This is a genomic window from Candidatus Villigracilis saccharophilus (assembly GCF_016711665.1).
Genome location: NZ_JADJSO010000049.1, coordinates 86,321 through 108,532 on the forward strand (window position 1 = coordinate 86,321; position 22,212 = coordinate 108,532).

The 22,212-nt window shown below is 47.5% G+C and carries 20 protein-coding genes; 7 read left to right on the forward strand and 13 right to left on the reverse strand.

From position 1 onward, the window contains the following. Positions 1-17 precede the first annotated feature (17 nt). On the reverse strand, positions 18-494 hold the full coding sequence (moaC, locus tag IPL17_RS15335; RefSeq protein WP_345307951.1) for a cyclic pyranopterin monophosphate synthase MoaC: 477 nt from the start codon (positions 492-494) through the stop codon (positions 18-20). A gap of 34 nt (positions 495-528) precedes the next feature. Here moaC and IPL17_RS15340 point away from each other — a divergent pair, with 34 nt between their 5' ends. Continuing rightward, entirely contained in the window at positions 529-1,302 is a 774-nt protein-coding gene (locus IPL17_RS15340; RefSeq protein ID WP_345307952.1) for a segregation/condensation protein A, read from the forward strand. Positions 1,303-1,358: 56 nt separating this feature from the next. Here the strand turns inward: IPL17_RS15340 and IPL17_RS15345 are convergent, their stop codons facing one another. After that, positions 1,359-2,789 (reverse strand): FAD-dependent oxidoreductase, encoded by a 1,431-nt coding sequence (locus tag IPL17_RS15345; RefSeq protein WP_345307953.1) that lies wholly within the window; start codon positions 2,787-2,789, stop codon positions 1,359-1,361. Continuing rightward, complete coding sequence (locus tag IPL17_RS15350) at positions 2,764-3,153, reverse strand: VanZ family protein (RefSeq protein WP_345307954.1); 390 nt, start codon at positions 3,151-3,153, stop codon at positions 2,764-2,766. The genes IPL17_RS15345 and IPL17_RS15350 overlap by 26 nt, the downstream gene beginning before the upstream one ends. Positions 3,154-3,165: 12 nt before the next feature. Between IPL17_RS15350 and pabB the strand changes: the two genes are divergently transcribed. Then, positions 3,166-4,914: an aminodeoxychorismate synthase component I gene (pabB, locus tag IPL17_RS15355; protein WP_345307955.1), complete on the forward strand. Its 1,749-nt coding sequence runs from the start codon at positions 3,166-3,168 to the stop codon at positions 4,912-4,914. A 43-nt stretch (positions 4,915-4,957) separates the two neighbouring features. Here pabB and IPL17_RS15360 read toward each other — a convergent pair whose 3' ends face one another. Beyond that, on the reverse strand, positions 4,958-5,461 hold the full coding sequence (locus IPL17_RS15360) for a hypothetical protein (RefSeq protein ID WP_345307956.1): 504 nt from the start codon (positions 5,459-5,461) through the stop codon (positions 4,958-4,960). A 317-nt stretch (positions 5,462-5,778) separates the two neighbouring features. Between IPL17_RS15360 and IPL17_RS15365 the strand changes: the two genes are divergently transcribed. The 5 genes from IPL17_RS15365 (at position 5,779) to IPL17_RS15385 (ending at position 14,067) form a co-directional block, all read left to right on the forward strand. Then, positions 5,779-6,924, forward strand: coding sequence for a major facilitator superfamily domain-containing protein 6 (locus IPL17_RS15365; RefSeq protein ID WP_345307957.1), 1,146 nt, complete (start codon positions 5,779-5,781; stop codon positions 6,922-6,924). Between the two features lie 344 nt (positions 6,925-7,268). Beyond that, a complete protein-coding gene (locus tag IPL17_RS15370) occupies positions 7,269-8,348 on the forward strand; it encodes a DUF2652 domain-containing protein (RefSeq protein ID WP_345307958.1) in 1,080 nt (359 codons plus the stop codon). 49 nt (positions 8,349-8,397) lie between these two features. Then, a complete protein-coding gene (locus IPL17_RS15375; RefSeq protein ID WP_345307959.1) occupies positions 8,398-11,298 on the forward strand; it encodes an MFS transporter in 2,901 nt (966 codons plus the stop codon). 482 nt (positions 11,299-11,780) lie between these two features. Then, positions 11,781-13,835, forward strand: coding sequence for a thioredoxin domain-containing protein (locus IPL17_RS15380; RefSeq protein WP_345307960.1), 2,055 nt, complete (start codon positions 11,781-11,783; stop codon positions 13,833-13,835). A gap of 34 nt (positions 13,836-13,869) precedes the next feature. Continuing rightward, complete coding sequence (locus IPL17_RS15385; RefSeq protein ID WP_345307961.1) at positions 13,870-14,067, forward strand: hypothetical protein; 198 nt, start codon at positions 13,870-13,872, stop codon at positions 14,065-14,067. Between the two features lie 498 nt (positions 14,068-14,565). On the opposite strand, the gene tatA is transcribed toward IPL17_RS15385, so the two are convergent. The 9 genes from tatA to IPL17_RS15430 all read right to left on the reverse strand — a co-directional run bounded on the left by tatA (position 14,566) and on the right by IPL17_RS15430 (position 22,208). Continuing rightward, positions 14,566-14,748 carry a twin-arginine translocase TatA/TatE family subunit gene (tatA, locus tag IPL17_RS15390; RefSeq protein ID WP_345307962.1) on the reverse strand — a complete coding sequence of 61 codons (183 nt, stop codon included), beginning with the start codon at positions 14,746-14,748 and terminating at the stop codon, positions 14,566-14,568. A gap of 57 nt (positions 14,749-14,805) precedes the next feature. After that, the gene (locus tag IPL17_RS15395) at positions 14,806-15,909 is read right to left on the reverse strand and encodes a beta-ketoacyl-ACP synthase III (RefSeq protein ID WP_345307963.1); all 1,104 of its coding nucleotides are present in this window, start codon (positions 15,907-15,909) and stop codon (positions 14,806-14,808) included. A 10-nt stretch (positions 15,910-15,919) separates the two neighbouring features. Beyond that, positions 15,920-17,161: a beta-ketoacyl-ACP synthase II gene (gene fabF, locus IPL17_RS15400; RefSeq protein WP_345307964.1), complete on the reverse strand. Its 1,242-nt coding sequence runs from the start codon at positions 17,159-17,161 to the stop codon at positions 15,920-15,922. A gap of 118 nt (positions 17,162-17,279) precedes the next feature. Beyond that, positions 17,280-18,470 (reverse strand): DinB family protein, encoded by a 1,191-nt coding sequence (locus IPL17_RS15405; RefSeq protein WP_345307965.1) that lies wholly within the window; start codon positions 18,468-18,470, stop codon positions 17,280-17,282. 27 nt (positions 18,471-18,497) lie between these two features. Further along, on the reverse strand, positions 18,498-18,827 hold the full coding sequence (locus IPL17_RS15410) for a hypothetical protein (RefSeq protein ID WP_345307966.1): 330 nt from the start codon (positions 18,825-18,827) through the stop codon (positions 18,498-18,500). Positions 18,828-18,895: 68 nt separating this feature from the next. Beyond that, positions 18,896-19,453, reverse strand: coding sequence for an elongation factor P (gene efp / locus IPL17_RS15415; RefSeq protein WP_345307967.1), 558 nt, complete (start codon positions 19,451-19,453; stop codon positions 18,896-18,898). A 105-nt stretch (positions 19,454-19,558) separates the two neighbouring features. After that, a complete protein-coding gene (locus tag IPL17_RS15420) occupies positions 19,559-21,133 on the reverse strand; it encodes a hypothetical protein (protein ID WP_345307968.1) in 1,575 nt (524 codons plus the stop codon). 161 nt (positions 21,134-21,294) lie between these two features. Beyond that, complete coding sequence (locus tag IPL17_RS15425; RefSeq protein WP_345307969.1) at positions 21,295-21,789, reverse strand: MogA/MoaB family molybdenum cofactor biosynthesis protein; 495 nt, start codon at positions 21,787-21,789, stop codon at positions 21,295-21,297. Continuing rightward, a complete protein-coding gene (locus IPL17_RS15430; protein WP_345307970.1) occupies positions 21,786-22,208 on the reverse strand; it encodes a GNAT family N-acetyltransferase in 423 nt (140 codons plus the stop codon). Before IPL17_RS15430 ends, IPL17_RS15425 begins: the two co-directional genes overlap by 4 nt. Between the last annotated feature and the right edge of the window lie 4 nt (positions 22,209-22,212).

Here is a 22,212-nt window from a genome sequence, read left to right on the forward strand (position 1 = left end):
CTCCTAAAACATTAACTTTAAGTATTGACTACATCACCTGATTGCCCGCCATGTTTTTCGATCAAGCGGATATTTTGTATTCGCATGGTCTTTTCGGCGGCCTTGGCCATATCATAAATGGTCAAGGCTGCGACAGAGACAGCAGTCAAGGCCTCCATTTCCACGCCCGTCTTGCCTGTGACCTTTACGGTGGCGGTGATGACAACACCAGGCAGAGATTCGTCCAGCACGAGGTCTACATCCACTTTTGAAAGAAAGAGCGGATGACATAACGGGATCAGATCCGAGGTCCGTTTTGAAGCGCTAATGCCCGCAATCTGAGCCACAGTTAGGACATCACCCTTTTTGATTTGACCGGCGCGGATCAGGTCAAATGTCTCTTTTTTCATATGGACTTCACCGCTCGCAACGGCGATTCTTTCAGTATCGGGCTTCGCGCCGACATCCACCATGGCAGCACGACCATGTTGATCGAGATGGGTTAGTTTTGACATGCGCAGGATTATACACTGGTATAATTCGCGCTCCATGGAAAACCTGTTAGGAAATCAGCTTGCCGGATACAAAGTTCAAACCCCTGTTTACGAGGGACCGCTCGATCTTTTACTCAGCCTGATCGAACGCTCCGAGCTAAACATTACCGCCATTTCACTTGCGACCGTGACGGACCAATATCTTTCCTACCTGCACGGGCTTGAGGAAATGAAGCCTGATGAAATATCATCATTCCTTGTGATCGCGGCAAAATTAGTGCAGATAAAGTCAGAGGCATTATTGCCGCGCCCCATCGTGCGTGAACCCGGCGAAGAAGACCCCGGCACAGACCTTGTTGAACAATTGATATTATATAAGCGCTACAAGGAAATCGCCGGCTGGCTGCTGACACGCCAGGAACAAAACCTGCGTACACATTTACGTGTTGCGCCGCCCCCTAAAGTGGAGGCAAAACTGGATCTTTCCAACTTGACATTGGAAGGCCTGCTGGCCGCGGCGGCATCGGCTTTCGCGAAGGGGCAGGAAAAGAAAGCGCTCGGCACGATCATCTCCGCGCCGCGCGTGACCATCCGCGAGAAGATCGAGTTCATCACGAAAACCATGAAGAATATTCAGCGCATGTCTTTTAGCGGATTGATCACGGACAAATCCACACGGATTGAAATTGTGGTGACTTTTTTAGCAATGCTGGAATTGATCAAACGCTACCGCATTTCCGCGATCCAAAATGAACTGTTCGGGGATATCGAATTCGAGAAGATGGATGAGTGGAAAGAGGATGAAGAGATCGAAATTGAATTTGAGTAATGTGAGATAAAACAAAAGAGATGTCCTTTATGGTCATCTCTTTTTTGATTCATTAATTACCTGATTTTCCCCGCCGCATTTAAGCCTGACAGATACGCTCCATGCACAGTGGCAGGATATTTACGGTTTGTTGCCTCGCCCGCAAAAAATAAAATGTCATCCACTGGCTCAAAGAGCGCGTCAAGATCATCACCGCTGGCGTAAGGCGGGATGTGGGAATATGCGCCAAACGAAAAAGGATCCCTTCCCCAACGGGTGACGAGAAACCCAGCAGGCTCTGGGATATGCTCACCATATATCACACGTAAAGTCTTCATCGCACCCGCGATAATTTCATCATCCGATAAACCTTCGATCGCAAACCCTTTTGCACCGCCGTGAAATGCCATCAAAACAGGCTCACCCGTGTACGGCACAAAACTCAGCCAGTCACACCACTCCCCAATGCTTTCGCCCAAATATGAAATTGTTTCAATCTCTTCATCCCAAAACAGTTGGGGGAATTTCAAATACACCTTATTTAACACGCCCATATCAAGCCGGTCTATTGCGGCTTGTTTCCACACTGGCAGCGGCGGATCAAACTTAACTACGGCCTGCTTCAACACCCCAAGCGGGAACGTGAGGACAGCTTTATCTGCCGCGAACACGCCAGATGAAGTTTCCACCTCCACGCCGTTTACTCCGTAAGAAATACCCGCCACCTTCACATTGAGACGAATATCCAACCCTGCCGCCAATCCATTTGCGATCTGGATATATCCATTTGGGAAGACTACATCAGTACCGCTGAATACCTCATCCTGATCCCATTCCCACAAGGAGAGATGATCCGGGTCAGCGCCGTATTCAAGAGCGGTCTCCTGCTGAATATAAAAATTCAGCCTGCGCAGCTCTTCTTTGGAGAGATCTTGACTGGATATGACTTTATCGAATGCCTGTTGAAGAGAAGTATCGTTTTCAGTATCTTCCTGCATCGCTTCAACTTCAGCATAAATGGAATCATACAAACTTTCGACCTGCGCATATTCCGCATCGGACATTCCACGTCCGTCAAAATCGTACAGCATACTGTTATCGTAATCTGTTGGAGTAGTTTGCACGTCAAATTGTTTTGCCAATTGGCTGATCGGATTCCCATTCACGCCATGAATCCAGGACGCGCCGAGATCAAGCGGCAAGCCAAGAGAAAAATCCGTCCATAAACGGCCACCAATGCGGTCACGAGCTTCAAGGACGATCACACTCACCCCATCATCCACGAGCATACGAGCAGCAGCGAGGCCGGCAATACCCGCGCCAAGGATGAGAACCTCGGCTGTTCGCAGGTCGGAGCCAGACCGGGGAATATCCATTGGCGCTGGGACAGGCTCCTCAGTCGCAGAGAGAAGCGCGGGGTCGATCAATCCGCAAGACAAGGCAATCACAGAAGCCGTGCCAATGGATGCCGCTTTCAAAAAATCACGGCGTGAATATTTCTTCCTCATGTTTGCTCCAAAAACGTGAAAATATCCAGAGCGCAGCAAACGCCCCGAGACCATCGAAGATCACAACATCAAATATTGACGCATGTCTTCCTGATACAAATGACTGGTGGAATTCGTCGGTTATGGCATACGCAAGCGCCAAGGACAACGCGAGCCAGTATCGCCTTGCGTTGTATTTCAAATAATGAAAATAGGACAATGCAAGCAAACCATAACCAAGCGCATGACCCGCCTTTTTGATGGCATAATCCCAATTCCGAAAGCTGGGAAGGTCATTTCCAGACTGAGATGAGATCACAAAGATCACGATCATCATAAAAAGCGCTGGAAACCAGCGAGGTACAATTGAAAGGAATTTTTTCACCTTGAGGCTGCCTTGATCCAAAAAAATGAAGTTTTATTGAAAAGCAATAACGAGTGGCTGTATTTCTCAAATCCGCATCACCTTATCAGCACGGACCATATTGAAAGTGTGCGTGCTGCACTGCAGGAAGTAGAGCGATTGATCAACACTAATAACTGGCACGCGGCGGGATTTATCAGCTATGAAGCCGCGCCGGCGTTCGACAGCGCATTAAATGTTAAAAATGCAGGCAATTTCCCGTTGCTATGGTTTGGACTGTACCCACAGCCGCAAGCGATCAAGACACTGGAGAGCTTAAGAGAATTCAGCGGCCTGCCCGTATTGGATTGGCAGGCAGGCATCACCCGCGAAAGTTATAACACCGCAATTGAAAAAGTAAAAGACTATATCGCGCAGGGCAAAACATATCAAGTCAACTACACCATGCGGCTGGATGCAAACTTCAAAGGCAGGGAATGGGATTTCTTTCTTAATCTCGCGCAAACCCAAAATAAATATGCAGCTTACATCGACACTGGCCGCCATGTGATCTGCTCCGCCTCGCCTGAATTATTTTTCAAGTTAAACGGAGATAAAATTTTCAGCTGCCCCATGAAGGGAACAGCCAAACGCGGGCGCACAACTTCCGAAGATCTGATACAAGCCGAATGGCTGCACAACTCGGTCAAAAATCGCGCTGAAAACGTGATGATCGTGGACATGATCCGTAATGATCTCGGCCGAATTGCGCGGGTTGGCAGTGTACAAGTGCCCGAGTTATTCAAAATTGAAAAATATCCCACCCTGCTCCAAATGACCTCGACGGTGCAGGCAAATACCGACGCATCGCTGGATGAGATATTTTCCGCGCTTTTTCCATGCGCTTCCATCACTGGCGCGCCAAAAGTCAGCACCATGAATATTATCGCAGAGTTAGAGTCAACACCTCGTAAGATATATACAGGGAGTATCGGGTATATCGCTCCAAATCGCAAGGCTCAGTTCAGCGTGGCCATCCGCACAGCGCTCATAGACAGGGAAACCAGCAAAGCAGAATATGGCGTCGGGGGGGGCATCGTATGGGACTCAACCAGCGCAGACGAATACAGCGAAGCACTGCTCAAAGCCCGTGTTCTATGGGAACCTCCCAAAGAGTTTTCACTCCTCGAAACCATTTTATGGACTTCACAGAATGGATATTTCCTGCTGGAGAAGCATATCGAGAGAATGCGAGACTCAGCCGATTACTTTAGTTATACGTTTTCCAGAGAGCACCTGACCGACCATCTGGAAAAATTGTCAGCCAGATTTAATTCGCCACAACGCGTACGGGTTTTAGTTAACAGAACCGGACTAATCGATTCTGAAGCTCATCCTTTCCAGACAACGGAAAAGTCATTCAAAGCATGCCTGGCCAAGCATCCTGTGAATTCAGATGAAATTTTTCTATATCATAAAACTACAAATCGAAACTTCTACCCGCCCACCACCCAGCCGGGTATGGACGGCACTTTACTTTACAATGAAAAAAGAGAGTTGACCGAATTCAGCATTGGCAATCTTGTCGTCGAAATCAATGGCGAATTACTAACACCTCCAATTTCCTGCGGAGTGCTGGCTGGGACATTCCGTGGATACCTGCTAGAAACAAAACAGATCCGGGAGCGGATTATCCATCTGAAGGAATTATCGAAATGCTCAAAAATATTCCTGGTCAACTCGGTACGACAATGGGTCAAAGTCGAAATGAGTGGCAGCAGGGGCGGCCTATCAAAATCATGATACAACAGAGCAACGATAAGCCGACCCTGTTTTCGTACAAGAGCTACATATCTACAAGCGTAATGGAAATATTAACTGTGCCATCCCCAAGGTCCACACCTTGAACTGTGACAGCCATACCGCTTTCATGTCCATCATAGACCATACTGAATGTGGTGTCTGAAGTCACAGTCAATCCATCCCTTTCGGTATAACCCAGCTTGCCAAATTCATCACGGTAAAAATTCATCGCATCAGCAAGAGATAAATTCGTCTGGAAGTTAACAATATCATTGCCCATATTGATCAGGTTGGAGGCATCATCGGGCAAAGGGAAATCCGTTTCACCACCCAGAGTAAAACCATCTCCGCCAAGTTCAGGAGGAAGCGTCGGAGGGACTTCGGCGTCATTTCCATTGCTTTGGGGAACTTCAGTGATCTCGGGCAAATCTGGAATCTCAAAACTATTATTCCCGCCATCCTCATCGCCGCCACCCATTACAGTTTGGCAGGCAAGGGACGCCAGAACAAGAACGATGACCGCGAACAATATATTAATTTTCTTCATTTCTTTCTCCTCAGGGTTTATAAGATAGTGTAATTATAGCCAAATGCCATCGATTGTTAATCCCCCATATAGTTAGGCTGTCAAAAATAATTTTACGGGTAAACTTCGTTTACGAGTAAAGAAAACGAATCCGCAAGGCGGCAACGCACGGCATAATCCGAGTGTCAAGAAAATTCACACAGAACATATAATTCTGGTTACATGGAGACAAAAATGTCCATAACTTTCAATCCGCAGTCTTTTCAAGCCTGCCGCCTTATAACGAAATCCATTGCCACCATTAAATCACGCGGACAACTACAAGCCCCTGACTCACAATGAAGAAAATCTGGCCATTCTCCTTTTATTTCCTGTACTTTGCCGCAAACGCCAGCTTTTTACCCTATCTGGTTTTGTATTATCAGAGTCTGAATTTTACGGGCTCCCAGATCGGATTGCTTTTTGGAATTTCTCCATTGATCACTTTGGTCGGCGCACCGTTTTGGACGGGAATCGCCGATATAAGCCACCGCTATAAACTTGTACTGAGTTCCACACTGCTGCTTTCGCTGGCTTTGGTTCTAATATTTCCATCCATAAAAACGATTACGGCTGTTTTTTTGCTTATAGCGGTGTTTTCTTTTTTGGGAGCGCCTGTTAATTCACTGGCAGATACCGCCACCATTTCCATGCTCGGGGGCGATAAACATATGTATGGGCGTGTGCGGGTGGGCGGAACGTTTGGTTGGGGTATCGCCGCACCAATTGCAGGCATATTGATCAGCAAACTGGGATTGAATTGGGCATTCTGGTCCTACGCGTTCCTAATGTTCCTTGGCTTTCTGGTCAGCCAGAAATTTGTTTTCAATCCAATCAAGCAGGACACATCTTATAGAAATGGATTGCGCGCTTTATTTTCAAATAAGAGGCTGATCCTTTTTCTTATTACCACCCTTATTTGCGGTATCGCATTCACGAGCATCAATCTATATTTGTTTGCATACATGGATGAACTCGGAATCAGCAAAAGCCTGATGGGCGCCGCCCTGGGCATCGCCACAATTTCTGAATTACCCGTCCTATTTTTTTCAGACCGCCTGCTTGCGCGATTCAAACCACATGGGCTATTGGTCATTGCCATGATCGCAACAACACTACGGCTATTCCTGTATGTCATATTTGATTCTGCCGAGGGTATTCTCGTTTTCCAACTAATTAATGGGGTTACATTTTCGGCTTTATGGGTAGCCGGTGTTTCTTACGCAAATGAAAATGCACCAGCTGGTTTAAACGCGACTGCACAGGGAGTTTTTAGCGCCATGCTTTTTGGCTTTGGATCAGCAGGCGGGGGCTACCTTAGCGCACTCCTGTTTGAGAATGCGGGCGGCGCACAAATGTACACGATCTTTGGCGTAATGATGTTGGTCACCCTAATAACATATCTGTTGCTCGAAGGAAAGATCAAAAAATCACACCATTTCTAAATTTTGCACCTCGCTCCAAATGAAACTAATTTCAATCTGATTTGTAATGTAAAATCCGATCGAAATAAAGTTGAGCATCGGGTAATTCTCCATCCAAAAACAGACCACGCTATAATGCAGGAATAATTCTTACAGATTCTTAAAAGGTAATTTATGGTCAACCATCTCGCAAACACAAACTTGTCATAATATCTCATGCTCCAATTGGAACAGTCACTTTCCTTTTCAGCGACATTGAAGAACCGATAAAACTTAAGGAAGCGCCGCGCCTGCAGACTGGTTTGTCTTATTGACCTTGAAAAGATGCATATGACAATTTTTTATTTATTCCATCACGAGGAAAAATGACATCTGAAACCGAGCACGGCTATCTTGTCCTCGCTGACATCAGCGGCTACACATCCTACCTCGCGCAGGTGGAACTCGAACATGCGCAGGAAATCCTGACCGATCTGCTCGCAACCATCGTTGACCAATTCAAGCAGGCGCTGACCATATCCAAGTTGGAGGGTGACGCGATCTTCGCTAACGTAAACGAATCCAACCTGCCCAATGGCGAGCGGCTTTTAGAATTAATCGAAGGTACCTATTTCGCTTTTCGCCAACGCCGTGATATGTGCGAACGGCAAACCACCTGCACCTGCCGCGCCTGCGCAGCCATCCCATCTCTCGATCTCAAATTCTTCGTTCATCACGGCGATTACATTACCCAGAATATTTCAGGGATCCGCGAACTGGTCGGCTCGGATATCAACCTGATCCACCGCCTGACTAAAAATCATATTGTCGAAAAGACAGGCTGGCGCGCATACACATTGTTCACCGAAAAAGCACTGGAACATATCAACATCCATCCCGAAGGCTTACACGCGCAGATTGAATCCTACGAACATCTTGGCGATATCTCAACTCTCAGCATGGATATTCATCCGCGGTACTATGAAATGGTCGTGGCCAACCGCGTGATCATTTCGCCCGAGGAGGCGGATTACAGCTTCGAATTTGATTTCGATGCGCCGCCTCACATTGTCTGGGATTGGCTAATGGACATCCAGCGCCGCTCGCAGGCCATGGGGGATAACGGCCATTGGTCGGCTATTGCTCGCCCAAATGGAAGGAACGGGATCGGCGCGAAGAATCATTGCGCGCATGGCAAAGGCGCCACCGAGGAAGTTATGGTGGATTGGAGGCCGTTCGAATACGCCACCTGCCACAGCGTGGATGGCAGCAGCGAATATCGCAGCATGTATATTTTCACACCGCTCGATGATGGACATCGGACACATGTTGAATTGCGTATGAAACTCTTCCGACCTAAACCCTTATGGCTGGCCCGCATCATGGTCAAAATGATGTTTGCCATAGAAAAACCGTACCTCACATGGTTTGAGAGCATTAAGCACCTGATGAGAACAAACTCATAACGTGCTTTGATTCCTTCCTACTGCCGACTGATATCCATTCACTAATTCAATGCCATCCCGAATCCGCACCCTCTTAAACATCCACGCAGACGAAAGCCGAATGGCTTTGCTCGTCATCGGTGTGATGCTGCTGACCTCGGCTGGATTCACATTGGGCAGCACCAGCATCGGGACATTATTTCTCACGCGCTATGGCGTGGAATATCTGCCCTACATGTATCTGCCATTGGGAATTATTTCCCTCGTCACATCATTGGGGATCACCGCCCTGCTTGGGAGAGTCCGCCGCGAAACACTGTACATCTTCATTCCCATCGGTATTGCCATCTTGACCGTTTTCGCGTGGCTGGCTCTTTTCAGCACATGGAGAATCATCTATCCGATTTTGTGGCTTGGCAAGGAAGTCATCAACTCACTCGTCAGTTTGGTGGTGTGGGGAATCGCGAGCACCGTCTGCGATACGCGCCAATCGAAGCGGCTCTTTCCGCTGTTCAGCGCGGGGCGCATTCTCGGCGCGGTCATCGGCGGATTTGGCACAGGCTTTTTGGTCAACCAAATCGGAACGCAAAACCTTCTGTTGGTTTGGGTGGGGATGCTGCTCCTCGCATTCGCCCTTACCCGCGCCCTGATGAGAGACCGAGTCCCTGTTGAGCAGCCTCGCAAAGCGCATGGCAAACAAAAACAACTCACTCTAATTCAAGAAATGCAGCAAGGCTACCTATTCGTGCGCGGTTCCCCGCTGATGAAATGGATTTCCATCGCCGCGATTCTATTTTCCATTTTATATCGCTGTATTGACCTGCCTTTTGCGCAAGCCGCCACATCGCAATATCTGGGAGATGAAAAAGCATTGGCGGGTTTCCTCGGTCTCTTCGAAGGCATCTGCACCGCTGCAGCATTTCTCGCATCCACCTTCATTGCCAATCGCCTGTATGTGCGCTTCGGCATCATGAACGCCATCCTTTCCCTGCCTGTCATTTACCTGATCGGTTTTGGCGGCCTCGTCATTTCAAATACATTCGCTGTCATTATTGCATTTCGTTTCATACAAATGCTTTGGCTTTTGGGCATTGCAGATTCAGCCTATCAAGCCATGTTCAACGCGATTCCACCCGCAAGGCGTGATCAAGTTCGCGCTTTCATTGGCGGTATCCCCGAGCAGGCAGGGACATTCCTCGCGGGTCTCGTCACCATCGTTTTTGCATCACATCAACTCGCCCTTGTTGGGCTTGCCTCAGCGATTATCGCGACTTTTATCATTTGGTCTGCGAGCCGCGCTTATAACTTCGCCCTCGTTGATTCTCTGCGCAAGGGACGTCCCACACTCTTCAATGCAAGCAATCGTCCTGACGCGGTTGCGATCCACGCCGCACTTGACGGCATGAAGAATCCCGACCCAATTGTGCGCCGTGTCTCGACGGAAATCATCGCATCACACTCTTCCGCAGCCGACACACTCGTTCATGCGCTTTTTGATGAAGACACCGATGTTCGCATTTCCGCATTAAAGGGACTTTCACGCCTGCAAGCATCTTCCGCCCTGCTCGATATTGCCGCGCTTCTTTCCGCCCCTCAGCCTGCTCTCCGCGCCCAGGCAGTGGATTCCCTTCGGGCACTGACTCCCTATCCGCGCGGCCTGAGCGCCTTGCTCACAAAAATGCTTGATGACCAAGATCCGCTTGTGAAAGTGCGCGCCATCGTCGCCTTGCTTTCGGTGGACCCAACTCATCCGTCCCGAAGCCAGCTCCGTAAATTATCCATGCTCGGAAATGTGGATGAACGCGTCATGGCCTTGAACGCGCTCGCAGAAGTTGGCGACCCTGACGCGCTCGTGCTTTTCTCCACTGAACTTAGTGATGAACATGCGCCAATTGCTGTGCGATGCGCCGCGGCTTCAGCATTGGCTTCGTGCGGAACTTTCGCCATTCCAGAACTAATAACCTCATTAGCCGCAGAACATACCTCGCTCAAAGCTGGCGCGGCATCCGCATTGGGAAAGATCGGAGATGTAAGTCTGCCCGCGGTGCTGGGTTCTTTGGCGAAACTCGATTCAGAAGAGGGAGCGCTCCTTGCGCTGGATCAATTATCGGCGTGGAAAGAAGCGGGACAAATCCGCAAGCATATCAAACTCCGCGTCGAGTCGTCGCTTCGGTTCGAAGATCTGCGGCTAGCCATTCATCAAAATAAAAATGAAAGAATCCAGATGCTGGCCGATTCATTACAGAACCGCGCCCGCCGCGATGGGACTTTTGCATTGAAAGCATTGAGCCTGCTCGATAACCGCGAAACGATCTTGGTGGCGATCGAGAATTTGAATCATCAAGTTTCGAATGCACTCGAAACTCTCGAATCGATTCGCGAGGCTGCGCTCATTCGTCCGTTGTTTCGCGTTTGGGAAAGTGTTGACAATACGCGCCCCACGATGAGCGTGGATGATGCGCTTGCAGAATTGACAAACGAAAAAGATGGCTGGCTGTGTGCCTGCGCGAATTTTGCAAAGGAGGAACCCATGGAAACTTTAACCACCCTTTCAACAATGGAACGTGTGTTGTTGCTGCGCCGCGTGCCCCTGCTCGTCGATCTTTCCCCCGCAGACTTGCAGCGTGTGGCCGCGATCGCCACCGAGTACGATTTTGTGAATGATGAAATCATTTGCGAACAAGGGGAGGCGGGAGATGAAATGTATCTGATCGTCTCCGGCAAAGTGCGGATCGTGGTGAACAATGAGAGCCAGACTGAAAAGGAAATTGCCCGCCGCCTAACAGGCGATGTGGTCGGCGAGATGTCGCTCATCAGCGGCGACACGCGCATTGCTTCAGTGATCGCCCTCGGCGATGTGCGTGTGCTATGCATTGACCGATTGAATTTCGAAAGCCTGCTGCGTGAACGCCCGGAAGTAAGCCTGGCTGTAATGCGTGAGCTTTGCAAAAGATTAAAGGAGAGAGGTTAACGCCGGGATCATAGACTTGAATAGGTAATTGAATTCTCATCCGAAATTGATGATAGGGCAACTTCTAATGGACAAATCAAATAAACAACGGACAAACAGTGTGGCCATAGCGAGCCAGAAACGTATCATTGAAAATTCCTGAATTAAACTTATTCAGAAAACGATCAGGTAATTCTAGTAGCCGTGTTTCCAAGTGATTATGGCTAACCTGTTTGCAGACAGAATTCCAAACATGCACCTCCTCGTCTTGAAGTGAACGATTTTGGTTATATTTAACAACAAGCTTTCATAAACGCTGTATTTTTCCATCTCACAACCGCAATCGGATCCGGCTGGCGGGGCACAAATCTGGTATACGGGTATAAGTACCCGTATAAACAACATCCAGAACTAATCTTGAATCAACATTCTCACTTACACTTTATCAGCATGGGCTATAATCTTTTAAAAGTTAATTTTGATTTTACTCATAGAGGTATCTTATGCCTAATCATCTTGCCTCGGAAAATTCTCCTTACCTGCTTCAACACGCAAATAATCCCGTGGATTGGCATCCGTGGGGCATGGAAGCCATCGATAAGGCAAAGGCAGAAAACAAACCCATTTTTCTGAGTATTGGCTATGCAGCTTGCCACTGGTGCCACCGCATGAGGGAGGAAAGTTTTGAGGACCGTGAAACCGCTACGCTAATGAATCAAGAATTTATCAGCATCAAGGTGGATAGAGAAGAACGCCCAGATGTGGATGGAATTTATATGCAAGCTACCGTTGCCATGACCGGATCTGGCGGCTGGCCAATGTCTGTCTTCTTAACACCTGACTTGCGTCCATTTTACGCCGGCACATACTTCCCCCCTGTTCGTCGATATAACATGCCTTCCTTCAAAGAAGTATTATCAAACATCGCCAAGGCATGGCATGAAGATGTTCAGGAAGTGGATCGAGTTGGGAATCAGGTACTCGAACACATTCGTCCGCCCATACACAAGCCTGAGAATAGAAATGAAATAACTACAGATGCTCTCCAAGCAGCTATAAAGAACCTGATTGAATCTTACGATTGGGGATATGGAGGCTGGGGTTCGGCGCCAAAGTTTCCGCAACCCATGACCATCGAATTTCTTTTACGTCGAGCTACCATCGATACAACTCAACGCGAACAAATAATAAAGGCTGTCATTCATACCTTAAGTGCAATGTCACGCGGCGGGATGTATGATGTTGTCGGCGGCGGATTTTCCCGTTATAGCGTCGATAATTTTTGGAGAACACCACATTTTGAAAAAATGACATATGATAATGCCCAGTTAGCCTTGGCTTATCTACATGGATATTTGGTCACTGGCAACACCGACTATCGCAGGGTTTGCGAGGAGACGCTGGATTTTGTCCTGCGCGAAATGACGCATTCAGATGGTGGATTTTTCAGCAGCTTGGATGCCGATTCAGATGGTGAAGAAGGGAAATTCTATGTCTGGACACAGGACGAACTTGAAGGAGTCCTAGGTTCTGATTTCGACTTTTTCAAAGCCGCATATGGCATTACCCCTTCAGGGAATTGGGAAGGCAACACCATCCTGCAACGTGCCCTGGATGATTCGACACTCGCAGCCCGCTTCAAAATGGAGCAAGTAGAACTTTGGCAGAAATTATCCAAATGTCATGCAAGACTTTTAGAAGCAAGAAGTTCACGCATCCGCCCCGCCACCGACGACAAAGTGCTGGTGATGTGGAATTCCCTGATGCTCAAAGCCTTTGCAGAGGCAGGACGTTATCTTAATAGGCTGGATTATTTACAGGTTGCCATTCGTAACGCACAGTTCTTGTTGAATAATCTATATGTAAATAATAGGCTACACCGATCCTGGCGGGAGGGACAGGCAAAGCACAATGCCTACCTGGAAGACTATGCCGGTCTGATCTTGGCGCTTTTGGCGTTGTACCAATCCGATCCGAATAAAGAATGGTATCTTTCGGCTTTGAAACTCGCCGATGAAATGGTTGAACACTTCGTTGATCCCAATGGAGGTTTTTTCGATACCCGCGACGACCATGAAACCCTCCTTGTACGTCCGAAAGATATTCAGGACAATGCCACCCCGTCTGGGAATGCACTCGCCGCTACTGCCCTACTCGAGCTGGCAGCGTATGGGGATAGGACGGATTGGCGAGATCTTGCCGAGGAGATGCTTTCCTCAGTATATGGAGCCATGCTACGTTATCCAACTGCCTTCGCACAATGGTTGTGCGCGGCTGATTTTGCCGTTGGTCCGACTCGTGAAGTGGCAATTATCGGCGACTCACAGCATACCGAAACCAAAGAATTATTGAACACCCTTTGGAAAACGTTCCGACCCCGACAGGTAACTGCGATTTCCAATTACCCGCCGGAGCCGGATGCGCCAGCCTTGCTGAAAGATAGACCTCTATTGAATGATCTTCCAACAGCATACGTATGTCAAGGATTTGTTTGTTTACAGCCAGTCAATTCGCCAACTGAGATGGAGACACAACTGGCTGGTATCTCAAATCCTTAGTGAGCCATTAGACCATAACTACCGACAGATAATCGTGCTGAAAACAAAACTCCGTTTGTGCGATTGGGTACACCATTACGAGAAAATGCTTTATGACAATGCCATGCTCGCACGAATTTATCTGCGGGCATGGCAGGTCACCAAGGATCCCGCCTATAAACGGATCGTTGAAGCAACCCTCGACTTTGTCATGCGCGAGATGGAATGGTCTTATACTAGCAACTTTTGCTGAAGCCGCTTCAAGATCAACGAAGTGTCCCCGCCAAACTGGCGATCCCCCCAATATTCCGATACAGAAAAAAATGTTTCTCCACCTGAGAACAAATACTACAAGGTGGCTACCCGCAGCGCAGATTTTCTGCTTTCCGCATTGAGACCAAATAATCAATTGGTCCGCGCATGGCACAACTACGCAGCAACAAGCGCGGTTTTTCTTGAAGACTACGCCTCATATTGGGATTACTTGAGCTATATCAAACAGATTTTAATAATAAATGGTTCGTATCTGCCCATGAACTGACCGACGAAATGAACAGAAAATTTACCGACCCGAACGGCGCCCAGCAGATGGAAAACCAAATGCATATATTTGTGAGGACTTTGTTTGCAAGCTGCCTGCTACAGATCCTGAAGAGCTTGTAACTCAATTAAGAGCTTAAAATATCCGCTGCGTAAAACATGCCCAAAATAAAAAATAAGGCTCTCTTTTCAGAGAGCCTTATTTTGCAAATCACTTGTTTTCTTCTTTATTCTCAGGCTCCGCCACCTGCTCATCTTTTGCACCCAGCCCTTCACGGAAGTTTTTAATTCCCTTTCCGAGTTCACCGGCGATCTTGCCGATGCGGCCAGGTCCAAACAAGAGAATGACGATAACAAGAATGATGATCCATTCAGCACCACGTGGTAGTCCCATAGTACACTCCTTTTTTTTATTTCGACCTTATGCTACCACAATTGATTAAAAAAATGATTAAACTTCCTTGCGCGAGTAGAAGCTTTCTATGTAACGGATAGCGCGGCGAACGAATCTGCGCAAACGCGCGAAGAACCGATATTGCTCAGGGTTAATGTGTTTCTTGGTCGGGATAGGTCCAGTCCACTCAACAACCATGGCTCCCCAGGTAAGACCCGCGCCAAAACCGACAAACACAACTTTGTCACCGGATTTAAGCTGTCCCTTTTGAGCAGCCTCCACAGTTGCGATCGGGATTGAGGCTGTGGAAGTATTTCCATAATGCTCCACATTGATGACGAATTTGTCAAGCGGCATTTTTAAGAATTTTGCAGCTGTTTCAATAATTCGAAAATTCGCCTGATGCGGGATAATCCATTGCACATCACTGGTTGTCATTCCTATTGCTTCCAACGCTTCTATGACGGCCCGCCCCATAACACGCGTGGCAAAACGGAATACCGCCTTCCCATCCATTTGGACAAAATGCTTGCCCTCGCGCAGCGTCAGTTCTGTGGCAGGATGATGGGAACCGCCTCCAAGCAATGTCAAAGAATCCGCGCCCGAGCCATCGGAATGCATTACTGCGGATAAAACCCCACCGGGTTTGTCGCTTGCCTGTAAAACAAAAGCGCCCGCCCCATCTCCAAAGAGGATGCAGGTATTGCGATCCTTCCAATCCACAAATCGGGATAATGTCTCCGATCCGATCACCAGTGCACTTTTTATGGAACCGCTGCGAATAGCCTGAGCGGCCATGTTCAATGCGAAGATAAAACCCGAACAGGCAGCCAGCAGGTCAAATGCCCCGGCCCTGGTGGCGCCGATCTGGTCTTGTATTAGACAGGCCGTCGCTGGAAAAATATATTCAGGCGAAGAAGTCGAGCAAATAATCAGATCGAGTTCGGTCGGGGCGAGATTGGCAACTGCTAACGCTTTGAGGGATGCCTCGACCGCGAGCGTGGACGGAAACTCATTTTCACGGGCAATGTGGCGCTCGCCAATCCCAGTATGATCACGAATCCATTCGTCATTGGTATCTATGAGTTTGGCAAGATCATGATTGGTCAATACCGGTTCCGGGACAAACATGCCCCAGCCCGTAATATGCGCAAATGGCATGTTTACTCCTTTAGGGGTTGTAACGACCCAAGATCAGCGTGGCGTTATGACCGCCAAACCCAAATGAATTCGACATAACATAATCTGGCTCAGCTGTGCGCGGTTGATTGGGTACATAATCAAGATCACAAACAGGGTCGGGGGTCTCGTAATTGATCGTAGGTGGCAAAATATTATTAATGATCGCCATCGCGCTGAACACGGCTTCCACCGCGCCAGATGCGCCCAGCAAATGACCTGTCATGGATTTTGTAGAAGAGACAGGGATCTTGTAGGCTTGTTCCGCAAATACCGTTTTGATCGCGGCAGTCTCACTTTTGTCATTTAAATATGTGGAAGTTCCATGCGCGTTGATATATCCAATATCCGCAGGCATCAACCCCGCGCTTTGCAGGGCAAGGCTCATTGATATCGCAGCGCCTGCCCCATTTTCAGCGGGGGCGGAGATATGATGCGCATCATCAGTTGTGCCATAGCCTGAAAATTCACACAGGATATTCGCGCCACGCGCCAGGGCAAAATCAATAGATTCAAGAATCAGCATACCTGCGCCTTCGCCCATCAAAAATCCATCACGGTTCTTATCAAAAGGGCGCGAAGCTGTCTGTGGATCATCATTGCGAGTGGACAAAGCGGTCATCACATTCATGCCAGCCATGGAAAGCGCAGTGATGGCAGCTTCAGCCCCTCCGGCAATCATCACATCTGCAGCACCGCGGCGAATCATTTCAGCGGCTTCGCCCAGAGCATTTGTTCCAGAAGCACATGCAGTTGCAATTGCCATATTGGGACCACGCGCACCTACGCGGATGGCGATGTTGCCAGCCGCGTTATCAGAGATCATCATGGGAATAAGAAATGGGCTGACGCGCTCGGGGCCGCGTTCCCGCATTACTTCGTACTGCTCCAACATGGTCATGATGCCGCCAATGCCTGTACCGATCAAAACGCCGACGCGGTCACGATTGGCATCGTCTATCTTTAACGCAGATTGCTCCATAGCCTGCACAGTAGCGGCAGTCGCAAGCTGCGCAAAGCGGTCCATCTTGCGGGCATCACGCGTGCCAAATAATGCCACAGGATCAAACCCCTTTACTTCTGCGGCAAATTTTGTTTTATGCGCGCTCGCATCAAAAGCAGTGATAGGAGCAGCGCCAGATTTCCCAGCCAGCAGCGCCTGCCACGTATCATTTACATTATTTCCCACCGGGCTTATACAACCCAGCCCTGTTACAACTACACGTCTTGTCATACAAGTTCTCCTTAAAAATAAACAGTAATCTTCAAATAAAATAAAAAAGGGACAAGAGGTTAACTCGTCCCTTGCTGTGCTTATAACACTGATTCCGCCTGGAAGACACGCCAAAATTCTACATATTCTTCAGAGTATTCCATGCCTGCTGGATGTGCATTCGATCATGCTCAGCAATAAAACCGACCACTTCGAGGAAATCCGTCGGGCCAAAAATCGCGTGACGTGCTTTGCGCCCCCATTCATCCACCTCAATATTCTTAAGCAACACCAATAACTCCCGCCGAGCATCATTAAATTCCGCCAACGCAAGCCTGCCATCTTCATGTAGATAATCTCTTTGGCTTGCCCATATACTCGTATCCGGGCGCGGAATAAATGGCTCACTTTGCTCCTTGAACGGCTTGATCTGCATATGATGTATTTCACGTTCGGTATCCCGCAAGTGGCAAACCAATTCAGTTAAGGACCAATCCTCGGAAGTTGGCTCATGTGTCCAACTAGATGTATCGAGAGGATACGAAAATCCATTCAGCACGGCTGGGGTTGCCGCTAATATTCCAAGGATGGAATCAACGGTCTTAAAGGATGGAATCAAGAATGAGAGATCGGAGGATTCAAGCCAGGGACGCAGATCCTGCAATTTACCACGCGCACCCGTCTCGGGGCTGGGACTGGAAGCGGATTCGGAGTCAATATGATAAGTTGCCAATCCAAGCTTTTGCGCGGGAAGGATATCGCGCTCCATATCATTGCCCACCATAAGCACGGGACCTTCCGGCCAGCCCATGCGCCCAAGCATCTCGGCATAATACGCTGGATGCGTCTTCGAAAAATGAAAATGATCAAATGTCGAAACGATCTCAAATTGTTCAGGCTCAAATCCGGCCCAACGCAAGCGATGATGAGTGGCTTTGCGCGGCAACAGCGGATCGGTGGCAATAGCAATTCGAAACCCCTGAGCGAACGCCCAATCAACAAACGGCTTCGCATCATGTTTTTGAGCTGTCAAAGTTGAAAGAGTGGGGAATATATTATCGTAAAATTTTTCTATGGCAAAATCAAGTTCTTCGCGCTGAACATTGATCTGTGAGTAAAAATCATCGTAAAAAACCTGCGCCAATGTGCGGGAGAAATCCTCACTTTCGCTCATAGAACGCATACCGGAGATCAAGGCGCGAAACATTTTCTCAGGCGCGACCTGCGGTGTGAGATATTTCGCCAAAGCCTGAAAATAAGCCGGGATAAAAGAATCTAGATTTGTGTCGAGAAGAGTATCATCGAGGTCCAACAGCAGTGTAAGCGTCATTTATTTTGCCTCCCCCGGAAGCAGGGATTATTCGATTACTTCAAACGTTGACAGCATGGAGTGACAATCTTTACAGCCTATTTGAGGTTCAGCAACACTACTGTTGGATTTTTCGCAAAATGCTGTCACTTGAACACGGCGCTGAAACATAGCAGTGATGGGGCGCACCACTGTAAGTCTCAACTGCATATATTGACAGGAGTTGGCGCGCGCAATATCAGGCACTGGACAGGTCTTGCACAAGTCAGAAGACCATGCCTGACCATGAAGTTTCAACAAGCGACATTCTTCGATATTACGGCCGCGATAATAATCTCCAAAAAAATGCGGGCATTCACGCCCAGATGGGGTTTTCATATTACATATTTAAGCAGACAAGCACCAGTACCTGCCTACTAATTTCCTTATTTACCATGGTCATTAATTTACACGCGCGTTAGATATTCACCTGTACGTGTATCTACTTTAATAGTATCACCTACGTTAACAAAATTCGGGCATTGCACCTGAATCCCGGTTTCTGTGGTGACTTTCTTTGTAACACCCGTGGCAGTATCGCCGCGGATCGCCATATCGGCGGCAACGACCTTAAGATCGACAGAGGTGGGGATCTCAACATCAATCGCCTCACCCTTATAAAAGGTGAGTTTGACTTCCATGCCTTCCTTGAGATATTGGGCAGCTTCGCCCAAGGATTCCTTCTTAATGCCGGGCTGCTCGAAGGTCACATTATCCATAAAATAGTACAGATCGCCATCGTTATATAAATACGAGACATTTGCAAAATCAAGGCTTACATCCTGCACAGATTGGCCTGAACTGAAAGTCCGCTCAATGGTGGAACCGGTTAACAAATTACGGGCTTTTACTTTAATGTTGGCATTACCGCGTCCGGTCTTGTTATGGCTATAATCCAATACTTTCAGGAGATTGCCGTCCAATTCAAACGTGACGCCCTTGCGAAGTTCATTTACATCTATCATGCTTGCACTTTCCTTGTTGTTTGATTTTTTATTTTAGCGGGCGGATTATACCAACGAGTTGCGGGTCGTGGCTAGGTCAAATCACACAAAATATTTTTCGATACTCTATGGAAGTTGTCCATACCGTTCAATTAGGTAATCATATTTTCCTGTGTTCATTTCAAAAATCGTCCTTATTCGTTCAATTGAGTACAAATCACCGCTGATAATTATTTTTAATTTGTCATAGAATTGTGCCAGATCCGGATTTTTTATCTTATTCTTTCCGATTTTTATCGTATCAATATATCCATTCGGCAAATCGCGCTGGAAATGTCCAATACGCCAAGGTTTGTAATCCACAACTTCAAGACGGGACAATAAAGCATCTCCAAGAGCATAAATATCTATAATATGAACATCTGGGCCTGCAAAATACCCCACGAACCCAGCCGCTTCTTCAACAGCCACCAAACTTTTATTTTTTTTGTATTGAACTCCATTTTCCACCCATGGATGCTTTGGCATCTCCATACCTCTATCCAACAGAAGCGGGCTTGTGCTTTGATAATAGGATTGTCTTTCATCGGCAATCATGCTGTATGCATCTATATTATCTCTTAGATTGTTTGTCGAGCCAGGCACTTTCAAAAAATAGGTAACCGTTGAAGCCGGGGATAGAATCCCAGCAACCAACAGGAGACCTGAAATTATCAGTCTGTTTCTCATATCTAATTCTTTGACATATTTTGTCAACAGAAAGGCGCTCAGGATAAACACTGACGAAAAAAAACGGCCGCTCATAAAATCGCCACCAATATATAAAATGTACATCAGGTACAAACCAATGCCTACCGCCAGCATTTTTTCACCGCTCCCTCTCGAAACAACCGTAACCAGCAAAGCTATGCTAATTACCATTAATGTCATGGGATCCCATGTAATAGAATTAATAAAATAGAGAATGCCCTGACGGAGCAACTCCTGCTCAGGAATTCCTGAATTAAGTTTGGCGTATGCAGTATTTGGGAAAAGGAATCCATAATAAAAGAGAGAAAACGCCTCCCAAAGCATGAAAGGTGAAAAACCAGCCAACAACAAACCAGTTCCGCGAACATTGCGAAAATCTTTAGCCCAAGCATATATCAAGGCGGGAATGAAAAACAAAACAGAGTCCATTCTATTTGTGGCAGCCAGGCCAGCGACCAGGGAAAGCATAAATAAATGGGAGGATTTATTGGAAATAACAGGCTTAAGGAACTCTATTGCAAATATTAATAGTAGGAGATGAGTCAATGCGTTTTCCAACCCGGAAGTTGAATAATCAATGAAGGCCTTTGACAAAACAAGAATTCCAAAACCGAACAAGAGGGAAAAATCATCGTTTGAATAATATTTGAAGAAAATGGCAAAGACAAAAATAGAAACCGAGATATTTAAAATCAACAATGTAAAATATCCATCACGAACAAAGAAATAAACCACACTTAACATCAACATCCACATCGGATGTGTGTATGTTTGTACTCTTTCTCCAATATTCCAAACCAGCCCGTACCCATTAATCCAATTGTCAACTGTGCGCATGGTAATAAATGAATCATCTCCCAACCACGCAGTACGAATCAAAACCGATATAGACATTACCCACAACAACCAGAATATCATCCTGTTCGAGAAATGTTTTTGATCGACTGCCATTTAGTAGACTCCGATTCGTTGGGTGGAAAAAGTTTTTTGTATCGTTCCAGAATGGGGAAATAATTTCCAGTGCGCATCACATTTTCTGCATGGACCATTGTAAGCGGTTGCTGTTTTTTTATTCCCTATATTGCAACCTTCTATTTAATTAAATTAAAATTTTAATGAGTCGCTTCTGAAGCAGGGTCATCCCCCAGCAATTGAACTGCATGAGCCAATATCGGCAGGATGGTCTGTAGATTCTCTACGGCACCTTTTGGACTGCCCGGCAAATTTACGATCAACGTCCTTCCGCGAATTCCCGCAACAGCCCGGGAAAGCATGGCGTGGGGAGTTTTCTTCAGGCTTTCTGCACGCATACATTCAGCAAGCCCTGGAGCTTCACGTTGAATGATTGCACGAGTGGCCTCCGGAGTGACATCACGCGGCGCAAAACCTGTACCGCCTGTGGTCAGGATCACGTCAAATCGAGCACTGTCTGCCCATTCTGCGAGCTTGACGCGGATGGCGGATTCATCATCGGCAAGGATCAGCTGTTCAACGACAGCCCAATTTTGAGCGCGGAGCAGATCCGCCAATGCGGGACCAGAAGTATCTGGGCGGTCCCCGCGCGCAGAGCGGTCAGAGAGAGTCAAAATCCCAAATCGAATTGTCATGGAAATTCTTTTCCGAAGATACGGTCCTCTTTCATTTCACGCCAGTTGTTTCGTTCATAAAATTGAGCAGCGGCCGCATTTTCAGCAGTGATGAGCAAATAACATTTTTTGCAGCCCTTATCCCGCAATCGTTTTTCAACTTCCTCGAGAAGCATGGTTCCGATCCCATGTTTTCGAAAATTTGACTTAACCGCAAGATGATAGATCATTCCGCGACGGCCGTCATAGCCGCCGATAATTGTGCCAACAATTTCATTATCAATTTCTGCAATTAAAAAAAGATCGGGATCGCGTTGAAGTTTTTTCTTTATCTCTTCAAGTGTATCTGAACGCCCCACCTGCACGCCAATCTCCATGCTGCGCCATAGTCCCAGCGCGCCTTCATGGTCTTCAGGAAAGCAAAATTCGCGTATCTTCACGGAA

What these genes read in the sequence shown, in the direction of transcription:
- fabF (WP_345307964.1), bottom strand. Translation starts at nt 17,161, where the DNA reads ATGACAAGACGTGTAGTTGTAACAGGGCTGGGTTGTATAAGCCCGGTG.
- IPL17_RS15410 (WP_345307966.1), bottom strand. Translation starts at nt 18,827, where the DNA reads ATGAAAACCCCATCTGGGCGTGAATGCCCGCATTTTTTTGGAGATTAT.
- IPL17_RS15420 (WP_345307968.1), bottom strand. Translation starts at nt 21,133, where the DNA reads ATGGCAGTCGATCAAAAACATTTCTCGAACAGGATGATATTCTGGTTG.
- IPL17_RS15345 (WP_345307953.1), bottom strand. Translation starts at nt 2,789, where the DNA reads ATGAGGAAGAAATATTCACGCCGTGATTTTTTGAAAGCGGCATCCATT.
- IPL17_RS15360 (WP_345307956.1), bottom strand. Translation starts at nt 5,461, where the DNA reads ATGAAGAAAATTAATATATTGTTCGCGGTCATCGTTCTTGTTCTGGCG.
- tatA (WP_345307962.1), bottom strand. Translation starts at nt 14,748, where the DNA reads ATGGGACTACCACGTGGTGCTGAATGGATCATCATTCTTGTTATCGTC.
- IPL17_RS15365 (WP_345307957.1), top strand. Translation starts at nt 5,779, where the DNA reads ATGAAGAAAATCTGGCCATTCTCCTTTTATTTCCTGTACTTTGCCGCA.
- IPL17_RS15425 (WP_345307969.1), bottom strand. Translation starts at nt 21,789, where the DNA reads ATGACAATTCGATTTGGGATTTTGACTCTCTCTGACCGCTCTGCGCGC.
- efp (WP_345307967.1), bottom strand. Translation starts at nt 19,453, where the DNA reads ATGATAGATGTAAATGAACTTCGCAAGGGCGTCACGTTTGAATTGGAC.
- moaC (WP_345307951.1), bottom strand. Translation starts at nt 494, where the DNA reads ATGTCAAAACTAACCCATCTCGATCAACATGGTCGTGCTGCCATGGTG.
- IPL17_RS15375 (WP_345307959.1), top strand. Translation starts at nt 8,398, where the DNA reads ATGCCATCCCGAATCCGCACCCTCTTAAACATCCACGCAGACGAAAGC.
- IPL17_RS15380 (WP_345307960.1), top strand. Translation starts at nt 11,781, where the DNA reads ATGCCTAATCATCTTGCCTCGGAAAATTCTCCTTACCTGCTTCAACAC.
- IPL17_RS15370 (WP_345307958.1), top strand. Translation starts at nt 7,269, where the DNA reads ATGACATCTGAAACCGAGCACGGCTATCTTGTCCTCGCTGACATCAGC.
- IPL17_RS15340 (WP_345307952.1), top strand. Translation starts at nt 529, where the DNA reads ATGGAAAACCTGTTAGGAAATCAGCTTGCCGGATACAAAGTTCAAACC.
- IPL17_RS15405 (WP_345307965.1), bottom strand. Translation starts at nt 18,470, where the DNA reads ATGACGCTTACACTGCTGTTGGACCTCGATGATACTCTTCTCGACACA.
- IPL17_RS15395 (WP_345307963.1), bottom strand. Translation starts at nt 15,909, where the DNA reads ATGCCATTTGCGCATATTACGGGCTGGGGCATGTTTGTCCCGGAACCG.